Raw genomic sequence first — 19,521 nt, 5'->3', positions numbered from 1 at the left:
CCAGTGCGTGGCCGAGTGTCCCGGGATTAGGCTGATTGTGGAGACGCGCGGGAGCTCGGCATGCCGGGCTGAGAGGAGAGCGCAAGGCTCTCGACCGCCAAGGAACCTGATCCGGGTAATGCCGGCGAAGGGAGCGAAATGCCCAGAGAAACGGGCGCGCCCGCCGGTCACGACGTGATCGTCGTGGGCGGCGGGGTGGCCGGCCTGTCCGCCGCCTGGCGCGCGGCGAAGCTCGGACTGTCGGTGGCCGTGATCGACCCCCACCCCGGTCGCGGGGCCACGCACGTGTCGGGGGGCATGCTCGCCCCGGTCAGCGAGGTGACCTACACCGAGGAGCCGCTGCTGCAGCTCGGCCTCGCCTCGCTGGCGCGGTGGCCGGCCTTCCGGGACGAGCTGCAGGAGGAGACCGGGATCGACCTCGACTACCGGACCGACGGCACCCTGCAGGTCGGCTACCACTCCGACGACATGGCCTACCTCGATCGGCTCGCCGAGTTCGAGCGGACGCTCGGGCTGCGGGTGGAGCGCCTCACCGGGCGGGAGTGCCGGGCCGAGGAGCCGATGCTCTCCCCCTCGGTCCGCGGCGGCCTGCTCGCCCGGGACGACGCGTGGGTGAACCCGAGGAAGGTGGTCACCGCCCTGCTCGCCGCGGTGGACCGCCACGGCGTGCGGGTGATCCCCGAGCGCGCCGCCGGGCTGGTCGCCGGCGGTGACTCCCCCGGCGTACGGCTCGGCTCGGGCGAGGTGGTCCGGGGCGCGTGGGTGGTCGTCGCCGCGGGCGCGTGGTCGTCCGAGATCCTCCCCGGCCTCCCGGTGCGGCCGGTCAAGGGGCAGATCCTCCGGCTGCGCGGCCCGGCCGGCTTCCTGAGCCGGTGCGTGCGCGGCCTGGTGCACGGCTCCCCCGTCTACCTCGTGCCCCGGGGCGACGGCGAGATCACGCTCGGCGCGACCATGGAGGAGCTGGGGTTCGACGGGCGGGTCACCGCGGGCGCGGTCTACGAGCTCCTGCGCGACGCACACGAGCTCGTTCCCGGCGTCACCGAGCTCGAGCTGGCCGAGACCGCGACCGGCTTCCGGCCCGGGACACCGGACAACCTGCCGCTCATCGGGCCGGCCGGGCCGCCGGGCGTGCTCGCCGCCACCGGCCACGGCCGGGGCGGCATCCTGCTGGCCCCCATCTCCGCCGAGGCCATCGCGGCGTTCCTCACCGATGGCCCGGTACCGGATGTCGTCAAGTCCTGCGATCCAGGGAGATTCCGATCGTGAAGGTCGTGATCAACGGGAACACGGTCGAGCTGCCCGGCGGGGCGACCGCCGCCGACGCGGTGCGCACGCTCACCTCGGCGCACTCCGGTGTGGCGATCTCGATCAACGACGAGGTGGTGAGCCGGAGCGCGTGGGAGTCGACCCCGCTCTCCGAGGGCGACCGGGTCGAGGTGCTCACCGCGGTACAGGGAGGGTGAGCATGGCCGAGACCCCGGCCCCCGCGGCCCCCGGCGGCGACGACGTGTTCGTCCTCGGCGGGGAGAAGTTCACCTCGCGCCTGATCATGGGCACCGGCGGCGCCCCCTCGCTGGAGGTGCTCGACCAGGCGCTCGCCGCCTCCGGCACCGAGCTCACCACGGTGGCCATGCGCCGGCTCGACCCGTCGGCCAGGGGCTCGGTGCTCGACGTGCTGCGCAAGCGGGGGATCAAGCCCCTGCCCAACACCGCCGGCTGCTACACCGCCGGCGAGGCCGTGCTCACCGCCCGGCTGGCGCGGGAGGCCCTGGAGACCAACTGGGTCAAGCTGGAGGTCATCGCCGACGAGCGCACGCTGCTGCCCGACCCGATCGAGACCTTCGACGCGGCCGAGCGGCTGGTCGCCGACGGGTTCGTCGTGCTGCCGTACATCGGGGACGACCCCGCGCTGGCCCGCCGCCTCGAGCAGATCGGGTGCGCCGCCGTCATGCCGCTGGGCGCGCCGATCGGCTCCGGGCTCGGCATCCGCAACCCGCACAGCATCGAGCTGATCGTGGAGTCGGTGAACGTCCCGGTGATCCTCGACGCCGGGATCGGCACGGCGAGCGACGCGGCCCTGGCCATGGAGCTCGGCTGCGACGCCGTGCTGCTCGCCAGCGCGGTGACCCGGGCGCAACGGCCCGCCCTGATGGCCGCGGCCATGCGGGCCGCCGTCGACGCGGGCCGGAAGGCCTACCTGGCCGGCCGCATCCCGCGCCGGCGCTACGCCGAGGCGTCCTCCCCGGCCCGCGAGGCCTGACCTCCGGATCACGCGGGCCGGGGCCCGGCCGGGGCGAGGTATCGGTTGGGCTTCTCCAGCGGTACGTTCCGCGCGTCACCCGTAAACTCGGGCGAGTGGACACGACGCTAACCGATCCGCTCATTGGGCGGCTGCTCGATGGGCGCTACCGCGTCGAGTCCCGGATCGCCCGGGGCGGCATGGCCTCCGTCTACCTGGCTCTGGACGTCCGGCTCGAGCGCACGGTCGCCGTCAAGGTGATGCACCCGTCGCTGGCCGAGGACCCCCAGTTCGTGCAGCGGTTCATCGGCGAGGCGAAGTCGGTGGCCCGCCTTTCGCACCCGAACATCGTGCAGGTCTTCGACCAGGGCACCGACGGGACGCACGTCTACCTCTCGATGGAGTACATCCCCGGGAGGAGCCTGCGCGAGGTGCTGCGCGCCCGGGGCCGCCTGCCGGTGCGCGAGGCGCTGGAGATCGTCATCCCCGTGCTGGCCGCCCTCGGCGCCGCCCACCAGGCCGGGCTGATCCACCGGGACATCAAGCCCGAGAACGTGCTGATCGCCGACGACGGCCGGGTGAAGGTGGTGGACTTCGGGCTGGCCCGCGCCATCCACGGCGGCCACCTCACCCGCACCGGCACGATGATCGGCACGATCGGCTACATGTCGCCGGAGCAGGTCACCACGGGCACGGCCGACGCCCGCAGCGACGTCTACGCCGTGGGCATCATGCTCTTCGAGCTGCTCACCGGGCGGCAGCCGTACGCGGGCGAGACCGCGATGTCGATCGCCTACCGGCACGTGCACGAGAACGTGCCCGCGCCCTCGTCGGTCGTCCCGGGCATTCCGGCCTCCGTGGACGCGCTCGTGCGCTCCGCGACCGATCGCGACCCGGACCGGCGCCCCCGCGACGCCACGGCGATGCTCGTGGCCGCGGTCGAGGTGCACCGCGGGCTCACCCAGGGGGGCGCCGCGCACCCCACTCCCCCGCCGGGCTCGGTGACCGCCACCGCCGTCCACCAGGCCGAGGACCTCGACCCGGTCCCGGAGCGGGAGGAGCGGCTCGCCGAGACGATGATCCAGCCGCAGGTGGAGCTGCTCACCAGCCCGGGCACGGCGGAGCCCCGGGCGCGGCGCGGCCCGCGGCCGGCCATCTGGTTCATCGGCGCGCTCACCCTGCTGATGCTCGCCGGGATCGCGTTCAGCGCGTGGTGGTTCTCCCAGGGCCGCTACGTCAAGGTGCCCGACCTGCGCGGCCAGAACATCGTGGTCGCCCGGCAGATCGCCCAGCGGGCCGGCTTCGAGGTGAAGATCGGTGAGCCCAGGTTCGACGACAAGATCGAGAAGGACCGGGTGCTCGACACCGAGCCGGGGGCGGGCGCGGAGGTGGTCCGGGGCTCGCTCCTCACCCTGATCCCGTCCGGGGGCCCGGAGACGATCCCGGTGCCCAAGGTGGTCAACCTCAGCGAGGCCGACGCCCGGGCGAAGATCGCCGAAGTGGGGCTCACCGTCGGGCGCGTGAGCAAGCTGCCGAGCGAGACCGTCCCGCGCGGCCAGGTCATCCGGACCAATCCGGAGGTCGGCACGCGGGTGCGCAAGGGCGGCAAGGTCAACCTGGTGATCAGCGCCGGGCTGCTCATGCCGAACGTCACCGACATGACCCGGGAGCAGGCCGAGCAGTTCCTCCGGGAGAAGGGCTTCAACGTCCAGGTCGTCGAGGTGACCGACGACACCCCGCCCGGCACGGTGATCGCCCAGCACCCCGCCGGCGGCGCCGAGGTGGACGCGGGCGCGACCGTCAACCTCACGGTCTCCAAGGGCCCGGAGCACGGCTGGCGCTGGCCGTGGGAGATCGAGGTCGCCCCTGGAGAGCAGCCGCCCAACCTCGTCCAGGTCCCCGACGTGCGGTACAAGAACGTCCGCGACGCCGTCCACGAGCTGCGCGCCGCCGGGTTCAAGGTGCACGTCCGCAAGCTGTTCGGCACCGACCGGGTGGTCGCGGTCAACCCGGGCGGGCAGCAGCCGCCGGGGACCAAGATCACTATCTGGCACTGACCCGCGCGGCCCGGGCCGGCCGGTTCCGGCCCGGGCCGCCCGGTGTTCGGACGGCCCCGTACCGGATCGGCCCGCCGTACCGGATCGGCCGGCGGCGTTCCGCCGGCGGCGCGGCTCACCCGGCGGCGAGCAGGCGGCGGCGCGCTCTGACCCCCGCCTCCGCGGCCGCGTCCTCGGGGACCGTGCGCAGCTCACCGTCCTCCACCACGGTCCGGCCGCCCACGAGCAGCCGGGCCAGCGGCGGGGTCTGGCCGTAGACGAGGGCCACCACGGGGTCGTCCACGGCGGCGTGGAACCCGTCCAGCCGCCACAGCGCGATGTCGGCGAGCTTGCCCGGCTCCAGGGAGCCGAGCTCGGCGTCCCGGCCGAGGCACCGGGCCCCGCCCAGCGTGGCGAGCTCCAGCGCCTGCCGCGCGGTGAGGGCGCGCGGGCCGTACCTGGCCCGCTGCAGCAGCATGGCCATCCGCATCTCCCCGGCGAGCGGGGTCAGCTCGCTGGAGGCGGCGCCGTCCACGCCGAGCCCCACCGGGGCGCCGGCCCGCAGCAGGTCGCGGACCCGGGCGATGCCCGCGCCGAGCCGCCCGTTCGAGGAGGGGCAGTGCGCGACCCCGGTGCCGGTCTCGCCGAGCCGGCGCACGTCCCCGTCGCTGAGGTGGACGGCGTGGGCGAGCCAGACGTCCGGGCCGAGCCAGCCGAGCCGCTCGAGGTACTCCACCGGGCGCACCCCGAACTGGGCCGCGCAGTGCTCCTCCTCGTCGAGCGTCTCGGCGATGTGCGTGTGCAGCCGCACGCCGTGCGCCCGGGCGAGCTCGGCCGAGGCGGTCATGAGCTCCCGGCTCACCGAGAACGGCGAGCAGGGGGCCACCGCGATCCGCACCATCGCCCCGGGGGACGGGTCGTGGTACTTGCGGATCGCCTCCTCGGTGGCGGCGAGGATCCCGTCGAGGTCCTCCACCACCTCGTCCGGGGGCAGCCCGCCCTGGGAGCTCCCCCGGTCCATCGAGCCCCGGCACGGGTGGAACCGGAGGCCCACCCGCCCGGCGGCCTCGATCTCCGCGGCGAGCAGATCACCCCGCCCCGCGGGGAACACGTAGTGGTGGTCGGCCGACGTGGTGCAGCCGGACTTGGCGAGCCAGGCGAGCCCGGCCGTGGCCGCGCCCCAGACCACCTCGGCGTCCACCCCGGCCCACAGCCGGTAGCCGGTGACCAGCCACTCGAACAGCGTCCCCTCGGGCGCCATCCCCTGCGTGGCCCACTGGTAGAGGTGGTGGTGGGTGTTGACGAGCCCGGGGGTGGCCAGGCAGCCGGTGGCGTCCACGCGCTCGGCCCCGTCGGGCACGGCGGGCGGGGCGCCGGGGCCGACCCGTGCGATCCGGTCGCCCTCGACCACGATGTGACCGGACGGGATCTCCGGCCCGGCGACCGGTGCGATGTAGGCGTTCTCAATGACGATCGTCGCTGATCGGGACACGGCTGCTCCTGGGCACGGGTCGGTCGGGGGACGGCGCGGGGCGGGCGCGGGCGTCCCGCTCCGCTCGATGACGCGCCCGCGGGACGCCGCCGGCCCGCGCCCCGGCCCCGCGCGGGCGGCGTCCGGGGTGCGGCCTGACCGGGTGCGGGCGGGCCGTCATGTGGCGCGCGCCGCCGCCTTGCGGCGGGCGGCGAGGCGGACCGCGTCGAGGATCTTCTCGTACCCGGTGCACCGGCACAGGTTCCCGGCGAGGGCCTCCCTGATCTCGGCGTCCGGGGGAACGCCCTCGGCCCGCTGGAGCAGGGCGTGCGCCTGGACGACGAGCCCGGGGGTGCAGAACCCGCACTGCACCGCGCCGGCCTCGACGAACGCGCGCTGCACCTCGTCGAGCTCGCCGCCGGGGGCGAGCCCTTCGACCGTGACCACGTCGCGGCCCTCGGCCTGGCCCGCGGCGACCAGGCAGGCGCAGACGGTCACCCCGTCGAGGTAGACGGTGCACGAGCCGCACTCGCCCTGCTCGCAGGCGTTCTTGGTGCCGGGCAGGCCGAGCCGCTCGCGCAGCACGAACAGCAGGCTCTCCCCCTCCCACACGTCGTCGGCGGTCACGGGACGCCCGTTCACCCGGAAACTCACCCTCATGCCGGCCTCCGCTCCCGATCCGTCCGCGCCCCCTCGCGCCGGTAGTCCTCCCAGGCCCAGGCGAGGGTACGGCGTGCCATCACGGCCAGGGCGTGCCGCCGGTAGGCGGCCCGCCCGCGCACGTCGTCGATGGGGGATGCGGCCTGCGCGACCAGCTCCCCGAACCTCCGGGCGACCCCGGGATCGAGCGGGGAGGCCCCCTCCCAGTCGAGCGCGCCGGCGAGGAACTCCTCGGCGGCGGGCGCGCGCCGGGGAGTGGGCGCCGCCGAGCCGAACCCGGTGCCCACGCGCCGCCCGCCCGCGTCGAGCGCGATCGCGAACGAGCAGACCGCGATCACCATCGCGTTCCTGGTGCCGATCTTGGAGAAGTACTGCGGGCCGCGGGCGACCGGCACCCGGATCGCGCGGATCAGCTCGTCCGGGGCGAGCGCGTTCCGCTTCACCCCGGTGTAGAACTCGGCCACCGGGATCAGGCGGGTGCCGCGCACCGACTCGGCCTCCACCACGGCCCCCGAGGCGAGCAGGGGCGGGTGCGCGTCGCCCGCCGGGGAGGCGGAGCCGAGGTTCCCGGCGACCGTGGCCCGGTTCCTGATCTGCGCCGAGCCCACGGTCCGGGAGGCCTGGGCGAGCCCGGGGAGCAGGCCGCCGAGCTCGCCGATCACTTGGGCGTAGGTGACCCCGGCGCCGAGCCGTACCGTGCCGTCCTCGAGCGACCACCCGGCGAGCTCGGGGATCCGGCCGAGGTCGAGCAGCGCCGCCGGCCGGCCCTTGCCGAGGTTGATCTCGACCATCACGTCGGTGCCGCCCTGGATGGGCGTGGCGTCGGGCCGCTCCGCCTTGAGCGCCACGGCCTCCTCCCAGGTGCGGGGGCGCAGGAAGTCCATCGGCTACCCCCTCTCCGGTCCGCGTGCGGGGCGGCGGAGCGCCGGGCCGGCGGCCGCCGGGCGGGCGAGGGCTGGATCGCGGCGCGTCATCTCAGCTCCCCCGGTAGGTCGAGTAGCCGTACGGGCTGAGCAGCAGGGGCACGTGGTAGTGCTCCGCCGCGTCCCGGACCGTGAAGACGACGCTCACCTCGGGGAAGAACGCGTCCTCCCCCAGGTAGCCGCGGGTGTCGAACAGCAGCCGGTAGGTCCCGGGCCTGGGGTCCTCCCCCGGCGCCCAGCCGCCGTCCACCGGCGTCCAGTCGCGGATCCGGCCGTCGCCGTCGGTGCGGCCCTCGGCGACCGGCACGAACCCGTGCGCGTCGCGGCGGAAGACCCGGACGTGCACGTCCTTGGCCGGCCGGCCGCGGGCGGTGTCGAGCACGTGCGTGGAGAGGCTCATGCGCCCTCCCAGAGCTTCGTCAGGCGCAGGCGGACGATCGCGGACAGCTCCTCGCGCACCACTTTCCGCTCGGTCTCCTCGTCGTTCGCGAGCCGCTTCTCGAGCAGCTCGAGCATCTCCGCGGCGGTCTTGCCGGTGGCGCACACCAGGAAGACGTGGCCGAACCGGCGCTCGTACGCGGCGTTGCCCTCGCGCAGCCGATCGAGGAGCTCCCGGCCGGCCTCCGCGGTCCCCGCCTGCTCGGCCCGCGACCAGGCGGCCTCCCGGCCCTCCCCCGCGGGCCGCTCCCCGATCCGCGGGTGCGCGGCGAGCGCCTCGAGCACGTCCGCCCAGGTCAGCTCGGCGAGCGCCTCCTCACCGGCGCGGAGCAGGTCGCCGAGGTCGCGGAAGGGCCCGCGGGCGGAGACCTTGGACACCCAGGCGGCGGAGGCACAGCAGGAGCTCAGTTCGTCCCGGCTGAGTTCTCGCATGCCTGCAAGTAGACCGCCCGCCCGGCGGCCGGTCCAGCGGCGCGAACGCCGAACACGGCGGCCCCGCTCCCGCGTGGCTTTGTACGTTGCGACAAAGGAGCCCACTACCCTGGTGGGCATCATGGCTCCTTCCAACCTCATCGGCGGTCACTGCCTCGTCGCCGGTGGGCTCGCCACGGGCGGGCTGCGCTACGCCGCCGAGATCGGCGCCGAGGTCATGCAGGTCTTCGTGAGCAACCCCCGCGGGTGGGCGCTCAGCGAGGGCAAGGCGGACGAGGACGCCCGGCTGCGCGAGTCGGGCATCCCGGTGTACGTGCACGCCTCGTACCTGGTGAACTTCGGCTCGCCCAACCCGGCCACCCTGGAGAACTCGGGCGCGTCCATCCGCCACGCCCTCCGCCGGGCCGCGGAGATCGGCGCGCGCGGCGTGGTCATGCACACCGGCTCGGCGGTGAGCCAGCCCCGCGAGAAGGCGATGCGCCAGGTGCGCGAGCACCTGCTCCCGCTGCTCGATGAGGTGCCGGAGGAGGGGCCGGACCTGCTGCTGGAGCCGATGGCCGGGCAGGGTGCGATGCTGTGCGCCCGGGTGGAGGACCTCGGGCCCTACCTGGAGACGCTCGACTGGCACCCGAAGGCGGGCGTGTGCCTCGACACCTGCCACATGTTCGCCGCCGGGCACGACCTCACCGCCCCGGACGGGGTGGCGCTCATGCTCGACGAGCTGCACCGGATCGCGCCGGGGCGGCTGAAGCTGATCCACGCCAACGACTCCAAGGACCCGTGCGGCTCGAAGCGGGACCGTCACGAGAACATCGGGGCCGGCCACATCGGCACCCGGCCGTTCGCCGACCTCATGCGCCACCCGGTCGCCGCCGGCGTCCCGCTCTGCGTGGAGACCCCGGGCAGCGCCGCCAAGCTCCGGGAGGACATCGATCTGCTGAAGAGCCTGCGCGGCTCCTGAGCGCCCTGCCGAAAGGCCTGCGGGTCTTGAGCGCCGCGGTCACCGGTGAACCCCCGCGGTCACCGGCCGTCACGGGACCGGTGGCCGATCACCGGGCCCCGACACCGTTCTCCGCCTGGGGCGCGCCACCAGCGCGCCGCCGGGTCCGGCCGCCCGCGTCACCGTCGTCACCGCCGCCGTCGCACACCGTGCCGGCGGCTCCCCCGCGGGCGGCACCGGGGGTGCGATGCCGCCCGCGGGGGCCGGGCCGGGGCTCGCGCGCGACCCGGCGCCCCCGTACTGCCGGCTCGCGCCGCGGAGCCCGCGGTGCGCGGGCCGGGCCCTCCCCCCCGACCAGGGCCCGGCCCTCCGTAGCTCCAAGGTGACGTATCGCTACCTCAGCGCTACCTGGCGTGTCGTTCGACGATGACAAGACTAGGAGGGGTCATCATGCTGTGCGGGGCCCCTTCGGTTAAGCGGTCCGTAGTTCGCGCCATGCGGCTCTGCAGATCGCGACGAGCGGATCCTTCCGGGCGACGAGCGGTCGCCGGCCGCATGGACGGCGACCGCTCAGCGGGCGTCGGCCGGGGCGCCCGACCGGAACTGCCGCACGAGCTGCTCCCGCACCTGACGGGTGTGCCGCCTGCTCACCGGCAGGGTCTCGTCCCCGACCTGGAGCACCACGCGGCCGCTGTCGAACCTCAGCTCGCTGACGTGCCGCGCGTTCACCAGCGTGCTGCGGTGGGCGCGGATGAAGCCGGCCGGCCCCCAGCGGCGCTCCAGCGCGGCGAGGGACATGCGCACCAGGTAGCTCGCGTCGATCGTGTGGAGGCGGACGTAGTCGCCGTGCGCCTCGGCGTAGCAGACGTCCTGCCGCGCCACGAACTTCGTCCGCCCGCCCAGCTCCACCGGGATGACGTCGGCGATCTCCTCTCCGGACGGGGGCCGGACCGCGGCGGCGATCCGCCGCACCGCCTCGGCGAGCCGCTCCGGGCGCACCGGCTTGAGTAAGTAGTCCACGGCCTCCAGCTCGAACGCCTGGATGGCGCGATCGTAGGCGCTGACGAAGACGAGCCGAGGCGGGGTGGGGAAGCCCCCGATCAGCCTCGCCAGGTCGATGCCGTCGAGTCCCGGCATGCGGATGTCCAGGAACACCCCGTCGAGACGCTCCCCGGCGGTGATCATCTGGACCATGTCCCGTAGAGCGGTCCTGCTGTCCGACGCCGTGGCGACGTGCTCGACCCGGGCGTCCTGACGGAGCAGGTACGCCAGCTCGGACAGGGCGGGAACCTCGTCGTCGACCGCAAGCAGGCGCAGCATGGCGTAACCGTGCACCGGGAACGCGCCGTCGCGCAAGTGACAGATGAGCGAGATGTGATTTTCCAGCTACGGAATGCGACCAGGTATCCCAACTTGTCGCGTAACACAGCCGTCATATCCGGCGATCCGGGCACGGTTCTTGGGGATCCTCAGGTGCACCTTGGTGCCCTGGTTGGGGGCGGTCTCCACGATGAGCCCGTACTCCGGGCCGAAGATGCTCCGCATCCGCCGGTCGACGTTGCTCAGCCCGATCCCCGTGGTCGGCTCCTCGCTCAGCACGGCCTTGACCTGGTCGGGGTCCATGCCGATGCCGTCGTCCTCCACCCAGATGTGCGCCTCGCTCCCCGCGTCCTTGATCACCACGCGCACCTCGCCGGGCATGCCGTGCTTGATGGCGTTCTCGACCAGCGGCTGCAGGCAGAGGAAGGGCACGCGCACCCCGAGCACCTCGGGGGCGACCTGGACGGTGAACCGCAGCCGGTCGCCGAACCTGGCCCGCTCGAGCACCAGGTAGCGGTCCATGCAGATCAGCTCGTCGGCGAGCGTGGTGAGGTCCGCCTTGCGGCGCAGCGCGTACCTGACGAACTCGGCGAACTCCAGGAGCAGCTCGCGGGCCCGTTCCGGGTCGGTACGGACGAACGAGGCGATCGTGGTGAGCGAGTTGTAGACGAAGTGCGGCGAGATCTGCGCCTGCAGGGCCCGCATCTCCGCCTCCTCCACCCGCCGGCGGGCGGTGTCGAGCTCGCCGAGCTCGAGCTGCCCGGAGACCCAGGCGCCCACCTCGGCGGCGGCGCGGGCGAATCGCTCGCCGATCCCGGACCGGTAGACGGCGAGGGCGCCCACCACCCGCCCCCCGGTGGTGAGGGGCACGGTCACCGCGCCCGGCTCGCCGGGGATCACGCGCGTCCGCGCCTCGGCGAGGGTGGGGCCGACCGCGCGGAGCACGGCCGCGTCGTCCGGGGCGCCCGCCCCCTCCCGGGCGAGCACCCGGTCCCGTGAGGTGATGACGAGCGCGGCCCGCCCCAGCAGGGCCCGCAGGTGCCGCACGGCCCGGTGCGCCGTCTCCTCGGTGAGCCCGGCCCGGAGCGCGGGCATGGCGAGGCTCGCGAAGTGGAGGGCGAGGAGGGCCGCCGGTCGGCCGCGCCGGCGCGCGCGACCCCGGCCGAGCGCGAACCCGGCACCGGCCGAGGCGAGGCAGAGGAGCACCCACACGGCTACGGACACGCGGGAAACCGTAGCCCTCTCCCTCGGGTCGCCGCGGGCCGTCGCCCGGCTCCTCCCGATATGCGCACGCGCCGCCCGGCCCCGCTCCCGGCCCGCGGACCCGCCGGATCGGCGATCGGCCGCACGGGCGGGTCCCGGCATACGCTATATTCCGGAACATGCGCAGCATGTTCTTCGGCTTTTATGGCAGCGGACCCGTGTGGCCCGCCGCCACGTGCTGCGCCGGTTAGCGAAAGGCTTGGCGAAGGCCCCGGGTCCATCCGGATCCGGGGCCTTCTGCTTTCCGCCCACTTCCCCCAAGGCGCTCAAGGAGTGATCAATGGTCATCGTGATGGCCCCGGAGGCCACCAATGACGACATCGAGGCGGTGGTGGATCGCGTCTCCCGCGCCGGCGGCGAGGCGTTCGTGAGCCGCGGCGTGAGCCGTACGATCATCGGGCTCGTCGGCGACGTGGAGCGATTCACCACGCTCAACCTCCAGGGCATGCCCGGGGTGGCCGACGTCGTCCGGGTATCGACCCCGTACAAGCTGGTGAGCAGGGAGAACCACCCCGCACGGTCCACGGTGACGGTGCGCGGGGTGCCGATCGGGCCGGACACGGTGACCCTGATCGCCGGGCCCTGCGCGGTGGAGACCCCCGAGCAGACGCTCGAGGCGGCCAAGATGGCGAAGGCGGCCGGCGCGACCCTGCTGCGCGGCGGCGCGTACAAGCCGCGCACCTCGCCGTACGCCTTCCAGGGCCTCGGCGAGCACGGCCTGCGCATCCTGGCCGAGGTCCGGGAGGAGACCGGGCTCCCGATCGTGACCGAGGTGGTCGACCCCCACGACGTGGAGCTCGTCGCCTCCTACGCCGACATGCTCCAGGTGGGGACCCGGAACGCGCAGAACTTCAGCCTGCTCCAGGCGCTGGGGGAGGCGGGCAAGCCCGTGCTGCTCAAGCGGGGCATGACCGCGACCATCGAGGAGTGGCTGATGGCCGCGGAGTACATCGCCCAGCGCGGCAACCTGAACATCGTGCTCTGCGAGCGGGGCATCCGGACCTACGAGCGGGCGACCCGCAACACGCTCGACATCTCGGCGGTGCCCGTGGCCCAGCGCCTCTCCCACCTGCCGGTGGTGATCGACCCGTCCCACTCCGGCGGCCGGCGGGACCTGGTGCTGCCGCTCGCCCGGGCCGCGATCGCGGTCGGCGCCGACGGCCTGCTCGTCGACGTCCACCCGCGGCCCGAGGAGGCGCTCTGCGACGGCCCGCAGGCGCTGGTCCATGAGGATCTGCCGGAGCTCGCCGCCATCCTGCGGGACTTCCCGCCGCTGCTGAACCGCAAGCCGGTGACCGCGGACGAGGCGGCCCTCACCACCGCGTAGCCGTACGGCCGGCGGTCAGGCCTCCAGCATGTACGGGCGGATCGAGTCGGCGAGCTGGACGGCGAGCTCCTCGGCGTCGAGCCGCCGCTCGATCTGCCGCAGATCCTCGATCTTGGCCCGGGTCTCCGCGGAGCGCGGGGCGAGCAGCGTGCAGCAGTCCTCGTCGGGGAGCTCGGAGATCTCCAGGGTGCCGATGCGCCGCGCCTCCGCGATGATCTCGGCCTTGTCCATGCCGATGAGCGGCCGGAGGATCGGCAGCTCCACCGCGTTGTCCTGCGCGGTGATGTTCGCGAGCGTCTGCGAGGAGACCTGGCCGAGCGAGTCGCCGGTGATGAGCGCTTCGGCGTGGATGCGCCGGGCCACCTCCGCGGCCGTCTTGAGCATGAGCCGCCGCTGCGCGATCACCGCGAGCCGGTCCTGGCCGGAGGCCTTGATCGACTGCTGGGCCTTGCCGAACGGCACCACCCACAGGCGCGACCGGCCCTGGAACTTGTCGAGCGTGCGGACGAGCGCGTACGCCTTGTAGATCGACTCCGAGGTGGTGTACGGGATGCCGGAGAAGTGCAGGAAGTCCACGCGCAGGCCCCGCCGCATCATCCGGTAGGCGGCCACCGGCGAGTCGATCCCCCCGGAGAGCAGCGCGAGCGCCCGGCCGCTCGAGCCGACCGGCAGGCCCCCGGTGCCCTGGAGCCCGTCGGTGTAGAGGAACGCCTCGTCCCGGTCCACCTCGATGTAGACGGTGAGCTCGGGGTCGGTGAGGTCGACCGGCAGGCCGAAGGTGTCCTTGATCACACCGCCGACGAGGCGGTCCAGCTCGTTGGAGCGGAGCGGGAACCGCTTGTCACGGCGGCGGGAGCGCACGGCGAAGCGCGCCCCGCTCTCGGCCTTGCCGGAGTCCCGGACGAGCTCGACCGCCGCCTTGGTGATGGCGTCGGGGTCCTTGGGGACCCGCCAGGCGAGCTGGACCAGCACGATGCCGGGGATCTCGGTCGCGCGCTTCGCGACGGCCTCGGCCACCTCCGCCCCGGCGCCCTTCGGCAGGAACACCACGATCACGCCGTGCCGCTGGCGGAGCCGGATCGGGTGGTCCTTCAGCGCGTGCTTGACGTTGGCCCGCAGCCGCGTCTCGAACAGGTCGCGGTTCCTGCCTTTCAGGACCACCTCGCCGAGCTTGAGCAGCACGCACGGCTCTCCCAGGGCGGTAAAGGGCATCGGTGAACCTCCGGACGGTGTCACACCCAGAAGACCAACGCGGGCGCGGTGCGGGAATCTTCCCCAGAGTAGACCGAACGGCGGGCCGGTCGTGCACCGCGGCGGGTCCGGCGCCGCGGGCCCCGGCACGGCGACGGCTCCCGCGGGGTCGCCGCGGGAGCCGTACGGCTGGGCGGGGGTGGCGTGCGGCCGGTGCCGTCAGCCGAAGAAGACCTCGGCCTCCTCGTAGCGGTGGATCGGCACCAGCTTCAGCTCGGCGGTGGCCTCCTCGAGGCTCACCCGGACGATGTCCGTGCCGCGGAGCGCGACCATCTTGCCCCAGTCGCCGTCGTGGACCGCGTCGATGGCGCCGAGACCGAACCGGGTGGCGAGCACCCGGTCGAAGGCCGTGGGCGTGCCACCGCGCTGGATGTGGCCGAGGACCGTGGTCCGCGCCTCCTTGCCGGTCCGCTTCTCGATCTCCTTGGCGAGCGCCTCACCGATGCCGCCGAGGCGGACGTGGCCGAACGCGTCCAGCTCCGAGCTCTGGACGGCGAGCTGGCCCTCCTTCGGGTGGGCGCCCTCGGCGACCACGATGATCGGCGCGTAGCGGGTCTTGAACCGGGACTCGACGTACTCGCAGACCTTGTCGATGTCGAACGGCTTCTCCGGGATGAGGATGACGTTCGCCCCGGCGGCCATGCCCGCGTGCAGGGCGATCCACCCGGCGTGGCGGCCCATGACCTCGCAGATCAGGGCGCGGTGGTGCGACTCGGCCGTGGTGTGGAGCCGGTCGATCGCCTCCATCGCGATGTTGACCGCGGTGTCGAAGCCGAAGGTGTAGTCGGTGGCGTTGAGGTCGTTGTCGATCGTCTTCGGCACGCCGACGACCTTGACGCCCTGGTCGTGGAGCTTCTTGGCGACGCCGAGCGTGTCCTCGCCGCCGATGGCGATCAGCGCGTCGACGCCCAGCTTCTCGAAGTTCTGCTTGATGCGCTCCACACCGTCCTCGAGCTTCAGCGGGTTGGTGCGCGAGGTGCCGAGGATGGTGCCGCCGCGCGGGAGGATGCCCCGGACGGCCTGGATGTCGAGCGGCATGGTGTCGCACTCGAGCGGACCCCGCCAGCCGTCCCGGAAGCCGACGAACTCGTAGCCGTACACGCTGATGCCCTTGCGGACGACGGCGCGGATCACCGCGTTGAGCCCGGGGCAGTCACCGCCACCGGTCAGCACTCCGATTCGCATTTCGGATTCCTCCATATGGTGATGCGCGGCTGCGGCCGGGCCGTGCGCGCGCTCCCGGCCGGCCAGATAGTGGTCTAGACCAAGGGTGAGCCTACGGGACCTCAGCCCAGTCTTTCACGTCGGGCTCGGTGAAGAGCGGGTGAACGCGGAAGGATGGCCACAAAAACGTCTGTCCGCGGGAGAGGAGGCGCCGTGAGCGTCCTTGCCATCGACGCCGGTACGTCGGGGATCACCGCCCTCGTGGTGACCGAGGACGGGCGGATCGACGGCCGTGGCCACCGGGAGTTCCCCCAGCACTTCCCCGAACAGGGCTGGGTGGAGCACGACCCCGAGGAGATCTGGCGGGCGACGCTGGAGGCCTGCCGCGCCGCCCTGGAGTCGTCGGCCACGGTACCGCGGTGCGTCGGGATCACCAACCAGCGGGAGACCGCCGTGCTGTGGGACCGGCGGACCCTGGCCGCGCCCCGGCGGGCCATCGTCTGGCAGGACCGGCGCTCGGCGGAGATCTGCGCCCGGCTGCGGGAGCACGAGCCCCGGGTGGCCGAGCTCACCGGCCTCAGGCTCGACCCCTACTTCACCGCGACCAAGCTCACCTGGCTCGCCGAGAACGAGCCCGGCGTCTGGCGCGACGGCGACGTGATGATCGGCACCGTGGACTCGTACCTGATCGCCCGGCTCACCGGCGGGGCGCGGCACGTCACCGACGCGTCGAACGCCTCCCGGACCCTGCTGTACGACATCCGGGCCGGGCGCTGGTCGGAGGAGCTCTGCGAGCTGTTCGGCGTCTCCGGGAAGGCGCTCCCCGAGGTGGTGCCGAACTTCGGGGAGATCGGCCGCACCGACCCGGAGGCGTTCCTCGGCCTCGAGCTCCCGATCAGCGGGATGGCCGGCGACCAGCAGGCGGCGCTCTTCGGCCAGCTGTGCCTCTCCCCCGGCGACATCAAGTGCACGTACGGCACGGGCTCGTTCATCCTCGTCAACACCGGGAGCGAGATCATCCGGTCGAAGGCCGGGCTGCTCTCCACCGTCGCCTGGCAGGCGCCGTCCGGCGAGCTCACCTACGCGCTGGAGGGCTCGATCTTCGTCACGGGCGCCGCCGTGCAGTGGCTGCGCGACGGCCTCGGCCTGATCGACACGGCGGCCGAGTCCGAGCGCCTGGCGCGGGAGGTCCCCGACTCGGGCGGGGTGGTGTTCGCCCCCGCCCTGACCGGGCTCGGCGCGCCGTACTGGGCCCCGGACGCGCGGGGCGCGATCCTCGGCATCACCCGCGGCACCCGGGCCGCGCACCTGGCCCGGGCCACCCTGGAGGCGATCGCGTTCAAGGTGCGCGACATCGTCGAGGCGATCCGGGCCGAAGGGCTCGCCACGCCGGTGCTCAAGGTCGACGGCGGCGCGAGCGCCAACGACCTGCTCATGCAGCTCCAGGCCGATCAGCTCGGCACGCCGGTGGAGCGGCCGGTGATCCAGGAGACGACCGCGCTCGGCGCCGCGTTCCTCGCCGGGCTGGGGGCGGGCGTGTGGTCCTCCCCCGACGAGCTGCGCGCCACCTGGCGGCTCGACCGCCGCTTCGAGCCGCGGTACGACGACGGCACGGCGTACGCCCGGTGGAAGCGGGCCGTGGAGCTGGTGGTGGGCTGGACCGGCTGACCGCCGGGCCGCTCTGTCCCGGTCGGCGGCGTCCCGGTGGACGTCCCGTGGACGCCGTCTCGCCCCCGTGGGGCCGCTCAGGGGCGTTCCGGCCCGGCGTGCGGCGCCGCCTGGCGCGGCCGGGCGGGCCGGGTGATCCGGTGGTGGTCCGGCGGCGCCTCACCGGCCGCCCGGGCGTCGGTCCCGTGGGCCCGGCCGGGCGCCGATGCCCTGTTCGGCGCCCGCGGGCCGCCCGCCTCGCGCGCCGCGGGCCGGGCCGGCGACCTCGCCGATGGCCGGCCATCGCCCCGTGCCGCGCGCCATGCGCAGACCGGCACCGGCCCGGACGCGCGCGCCTGCCCCCGGCCGCCGGACCGCCCTGGGGTGGCCGCCCGCGCCCCTTCCGGGCCGCCGCCCCCTGGCAACCGTACGGAATGTCCCGATTGTGATATTCGCCATAGAGATTTACCTCTATATCAGTAGGAATAATCGGGTTACCCTCTTGCCAGGCAGAACCCACCCACGTACCGAGGCGGCATCCATGCGGTTCCACTGGTTTCTCCCGACCTCAGGCGACGGGCACCAGGTCCGGCCGGCCACCACCACGGTCGCGGCGAGCCCCACGGTCTCGCGCCCGCCGACGCTCGGCTACCTCACCCAGGTGGCCCGGGCGGCCGAGGCGGCCGGGTTCGACGCCGCGCTGACCCCCATCGGCTCCGGCTGCCTGGACCCGCTGGTCACCTGCGCGGCCCTGGCGGGCGCCACCGAGCGGCTGCGCCTGCTCGTCGCCTTCCGGCCCGGGTTCACCCTCCCCACCGTGCTCGCCCAGCAGGCCCAGACGTTCCAGGAGCTCAGCGGCGGGCGCCTGCTGCTCAACGCGGTGACCGGGGGCGACCCGGTGGAGCAGCGGGCCTACGGCGACTTCCTCGGCCATGACGAGCGCTACGCGCGGACCGCCGAGTACCTCGAGCTGCTGCGCCGGATCTGGCGGGGCGGGCCGTTCGACTTCCAGGGGACCTACTACCGGATCGAGGGCGGCGGCCTGGGGACCCCGCTGAGCGATCCGCCGGAGATCTACTTCGGCGGGGCCTCCCCCGCCGCGGAGCGGGTCGCGGCGCGGCACGCCGACGTCTACCTGATGTGGGGCGAGCCGCCCGCGGCGATCGCCGAGCGGCTGGAGCGGATGCGCGCGCTCGCCGCCGAGGCCGGCCGCACCCTCCGCTACGGCATCCGGCTGCACGTCATCGCCCGGGAGACCGCCGAGGAGGCGTGGGCGCAGGCGAACCGGCTGCTCGCCGGGATGGACCCGGAGCGGATCGCCGCCGCCCAGGCGCGGTTCGCCCGGATGGACTCGGTCGGCCAGCGGCGCATGACCGCGCTGCACGGCGGCTCGGCCGAGCGGCTGGAGGTCTCCCCCAACCTGTGGGCCGGCGTCGGGCTCGTCCCCGAGGGCGCGGGCACCGCGCTCGTGGGCAGCTACGACGAGGTGGCCGAGCGGATCCGGGAGTACGCCGCGCTCGGCCTCGAGGAGTTCATCCTCTCCGGCTGGCCGCACCTGGAGGAGGCGCTCCGGGTCGGCGAGTTCATCCTCCCCCGGCTCGCCGCCGAGCCCGTGGCGGTATGAACGCGCCGTCCTCGCCCCACCGCCGCGGGCTGCTCACCCTCGGCTCGGTGGCGGTGATCCTCGCGGTCTGGCAGGCGGTCGCGGCCGCGCGGATCTGGCCCCCGGTGCTGGTGCCCGAGCCGGCCGCGGTGTGGGAGAAGCTCATCACCACGTCCACCGAGGGGTACGCCGGCCACACCCTCGGCGAGCACCTGCTCGCCAGCCTGCGCCGGATCCTCCTCGGCTGCCTGTACGGCATCGGCGGGGGGATCGCGCTCGGCCTGCTCATCGGCATGGTCCCCACGGTGCGGGCGCTGCTCGGCCCGCCGGTGACCTTCGTGCGCACCCTCCCGCCGCTCGCCTACCTCAGCCTGCTGGTGATCTGGTTCGGCATCGACGAGGAGCCGAAGGTCTGGCTCCTCCTGATCGCCGCCCTCCCGCCCGTGGCCGTCTCGACCGCGGACGCGGTGCGCGGGGTGCACGAGGACTACCTCAACGCCGCCCGGTCGCTCGGCGTGCCGCGGTGGCAGCTCCCCTGGCGCGTGGTGCTGCCGAGCGCCCTGCCGGAGATCCTCACCGGGATCCGGGTCGCGGTCGGCGTCGCCTACACCTCCGTGGTCGCGGCCGAGACCGTCAACGGCATCCCCGGCATCGGCGGGATGATCCGGGACGCCCAGCGCTACAACCAGACCGACGTGGTGATCCTCGGGATCCTGATCATCGGTCTCTCCGGCCTGCTCATCGACTTCCTGCTGCAAACCCTCGACCGGCGCCTGGTGCCCTGGCGCGGGCGCGACTGAACGTGGA

The 19,521-nt window shown here is 74.0% G+C and carries 18 protein-coding genes and 1 riboswitch; of the genes, 9 read left to right on the top strand and 9 right to left on the bottom strand.

What is annotated here, in order from left to right; genetic code table 11:
- Positions 1-37 precede the first annotated feature (37 nt).
- A riboswitch (TPP riboswitch) is annotated at positions 38-150 on the top strand.
- The 4 genes from thiO (at position 139) to pknB (ending at position 4,296) form a co-directional block, all read left to right on the top strand.
- Entirely contained in the window at positions 139-1,266 is a 1,128-nt protein-coding gene (thiO, locus tag TBIS_RS06710; RefSeq protein ID WP_013131591.1) for a glycine oxidase ThiO, read from the top strand. It overlaps the preceding riboswitch by 12 nt.
- Complete coding sequence (gene thiS / locus TBIS_RS06705) at positions 1,263-1,463, top strand: sulfur carrier protein ThiS (protein ID WP_013131590.1); 201 nt, start codon at positions 1,263-1,265, stop codon at positions 1,461-1,463. Before thiO ends, thiS begins: the two co-directional genes overlap by 4 nt.
- 2 nt (positions 1,464-1,465) lie before the next feature.
- Positions 1,466-2,260, top strand: a complete 795-nt coding sequence (locus tag TBIS_RS06700; protein ID WP_013131589.1) for a thiazole synthase — start codon at positions 1,466-1,468, stop codon at positions 2,258-2,260.
- A 95-nt stretch (positions 2,261-2,355) separates the two neighbouring features.
- Positions 2,356-4,296 carry a Stk1 family PASTA domain-containing Ser/Thr kinase gene (pknB, locus tag TBIS_RS06695; RefSeq protein ID WP_013131588.1) on the top strand — a complete coding sequence of 647 codons (1,941 nt, stop codon included), beginning with the start codon at positions 2,356-2,358 and terminating at the stop codon, positions 4,294-4,296.
- A 115-nt stretch (positions 4,297-4,411) separates the two neighbouring features.
- Here the strand turns inward: pknB and TBIS_RS06690 are convergent, their stop codons facing one another.
- The 5 genes from TBIS_RS06690 to uraD all read right to left on the bottom strand — a co-directional run bounded on the left by TBIS_RS06690 (position 4,412) and on the right by uraD (position 8,199).
- Complete coding sequence (locus TBIS_RS06690) at positions 4,412-5,767, bottom strand: 8-oxoguanine deaminase (RefSeq protein ID WP_013131587.1); 1,356 nt, start codon at positions 5,765-5,767, stop codon at positions 4,412-4,414.
- Positions 5,768-5,923: 156 nt separating this feature from the next.
- Positions 5,924-6,406 (bottom strand): (2Fe-2S)-binding protein, encoded by a 483-nt coding sequence (locus TBIS_RS06685; RefSeq protein ID WP_013131586.1) that lies wholly within the window; start codon positions 6,404-6,406, stop codon positions 5,924-5,926.
- Complete coding sequence (locus TBIS_RS06680; RefSeq protein ID WP_013131585.1) at positions 6,403-7,290, bottom strand: FAD binding domain-containing protein; 888 nt, start codon at positions 7,288-7,290, stop codon at positions 6,403-6,405. The genes TBIS_RS06685 and TBIS_RS06680 overlap by 4 nt, the downstream gene beginning before the upstream one ends.
- A gap of 91 nt (positions 7,291-7,381) precedes the next feature.
- Entirely contained in the window at positions 7,382-7,729 is a 348-nt protein-coding gene (uraH, locus tag TBIS_RS06675) for a hydroxyisourate hydrolase (protein WP_013131584.1), read from the bottom strand.
- The gene (uraD, locus tag TBIS_RS06670) at positions 7,726-8,199 is read right to left on the bottom strand and encodes a 2-oxo-4-hydroxy-4-carboxy-5-ureidoimidazoline decarboxylase (protein WP_148231471.1); all 474 of its coding nucleotides are present in this window, start codon (positions 8,197-8,199) and stop codon (positions 7,726-7,728) included. The genes uraH and uraD overlap by 4 nt, the downstream gene beginning before the upstream one ends.
- A 121-nt stretch (positions 8,200-8,320) precedes the next feature.
- On the opposite strand from uraD, the gene TBIS_RS06665 reads away from it, so the two are divergent.
- Entirely contained in the window at positions 8,321-9,160 is an 840-nt protein-coding gene (locus tag TBIS_RS06665; protein WP_013131582.1) for a deoxyribonuclease IV, read from the top strand.
- Positions 9,161-9,709: 549 nt separating this feature from the next.
- On the opposite strand, the gene TBIS_RS06660 is transcribed toward TBIS_RS06665, so the two are convergent.
- Positions 9,710-10,459 (bottom strand): LytR/AlgR family response regulator transcription factor, encoded by a 750-nt coding sequence (locus tag TBIS_RS06660; RefSeq protein ID WP_041432030.1) that lies wholly within the window; start codon positions 10,457-10,459, stop codon positions 9,710-9,712.
- 66 nt (positions 10,460-10,525) lie between these two features.
- The gene (locus tag TBIS_RS06655; protein WP_050760455.1) at positions 10,526-11,683 is read right to left on the bottom strand and encodes a histidine kinase; all 1,158 of its coding nucleotides are present in this window, start codon (positions 11,681-11,683) and stop codon (positions 10,526-10,528) included.
- Positions 11,684-12,002: 319 nt separating this feature from the next.
- On the opposite strand from TBIS_RS06655, the gene aroF reads away from it, so the two are divergent.
- Positions 12,003-13,049 carry a 3-deoxy-7-phosphoheptulonate synthase gene (aroF, locus tag TBIS_RS06650; RefSeq protein ID WP_013131579.1) on the top strand — a complete coding sequence of 349 codons (1,047 nt, stop codon included), beginning with the start codon at positions 12,003-12,005 and terminating at the stop codon, positions 13,047-13,049.
- 15 nt (positions 13,050-13,064) lie between these two features.
- On the opposite strand, the gene thiI is transcribed toward aroF, so the two are convergent.
- Together thiI and TBIS_RS06640 are read right to left on the bottom strand one after the other, a co-directional pair.
- On the bottom strand, positions 13,065-14,261 hold the full coding sequence (gene thiI, locus TBIS_RS06645) for a tRNA uracil 4-sulfurtransferase ThiI (protein WP_013131578.1): 1,197 nt from the start codon (positions 14,259-14,261) through the stop codon (positions 13,065-13,067).
- A gap of 198 nt (positions 14,262-14,459) precedes the next feature.
- Positions 14,460-15,485 (bottom strand): 6-phosphofructokinase, encoded by a 1,026-nt coding sequence (locus TBIS_RS06640; protein ID WP_013131577.1) that lies wholly within the window; start codon positions 15,483-15,485, stop codon positions 14,460-14,462.
- A gap of 192 nt (positions 15,486-15,677) precedes the next feature.
- On the opposite strand from TBIS_RS06640, the gene glpK reads away from it, so the two are divergent.
- The 3 genes from glpK to TBIS_RS06625 all read left to right on the top strand — a co-directional run bounded on the left by glpK (position 15,678) and on the right by TBIS_RS06625 (position 19,514).
- The gene (glpK, locus tag TBIS_RS06635) at positions 15,678-17,132 is read left to right on the top strand and encodes a glycerol kinase GlpK (protein WP_013131576.1); all 1,455 of its coding nucleotides are present in this window, start codon (positions 15,678-15,680) and stop codon (positions 17,130-17,132) included.
- A gap of 520 nt (positions 17,133-17,652) precedes the next feature.
- The gene (locus tag TBIS_RS06630; protein ID WP_013131575.1) at positions 17,653-18,735 is read left to right on the top strand and encodes an LLM class flavin-dependent oxidoreductase; all 1,083 of its coding nucleotides are present in this window, start codon (positions 17,653-17,655) and stop codon (positions 18,733-18,735) included.
- The gene (locus TBIS_RS06625; protein ID WP_013131574.1) at positions 18,732-19,514 is read left to right on the top strand and encodes an ABC transporter permease; all 783 of its coding nucleotides are present in this window, start codon (positions 18,732-18,734) and stop codon (positions 19,512-19,514) included. The genes TBIS_RS06630 and TBIS_RS06625 overlap by 4 nt, the downstream gene beginning before the upstream one ends.
- The last annotated feature ends 7 nt before the right edge of the window (positions 19,515-19,521 follow it).

It is taken from the genome of Thermobispora bispora DSM 43833 (assembly GCF_000092645.1).
Lineage (GTDB): Bacteria > Actinomycetota > Actinomycetes > Streptosporangiales > Streptosporangiaceae > Thermobispora > Thermobispora bispora.
This window is presented reverse-complemented; position numbering and strand designations above follow the sequence as displayed.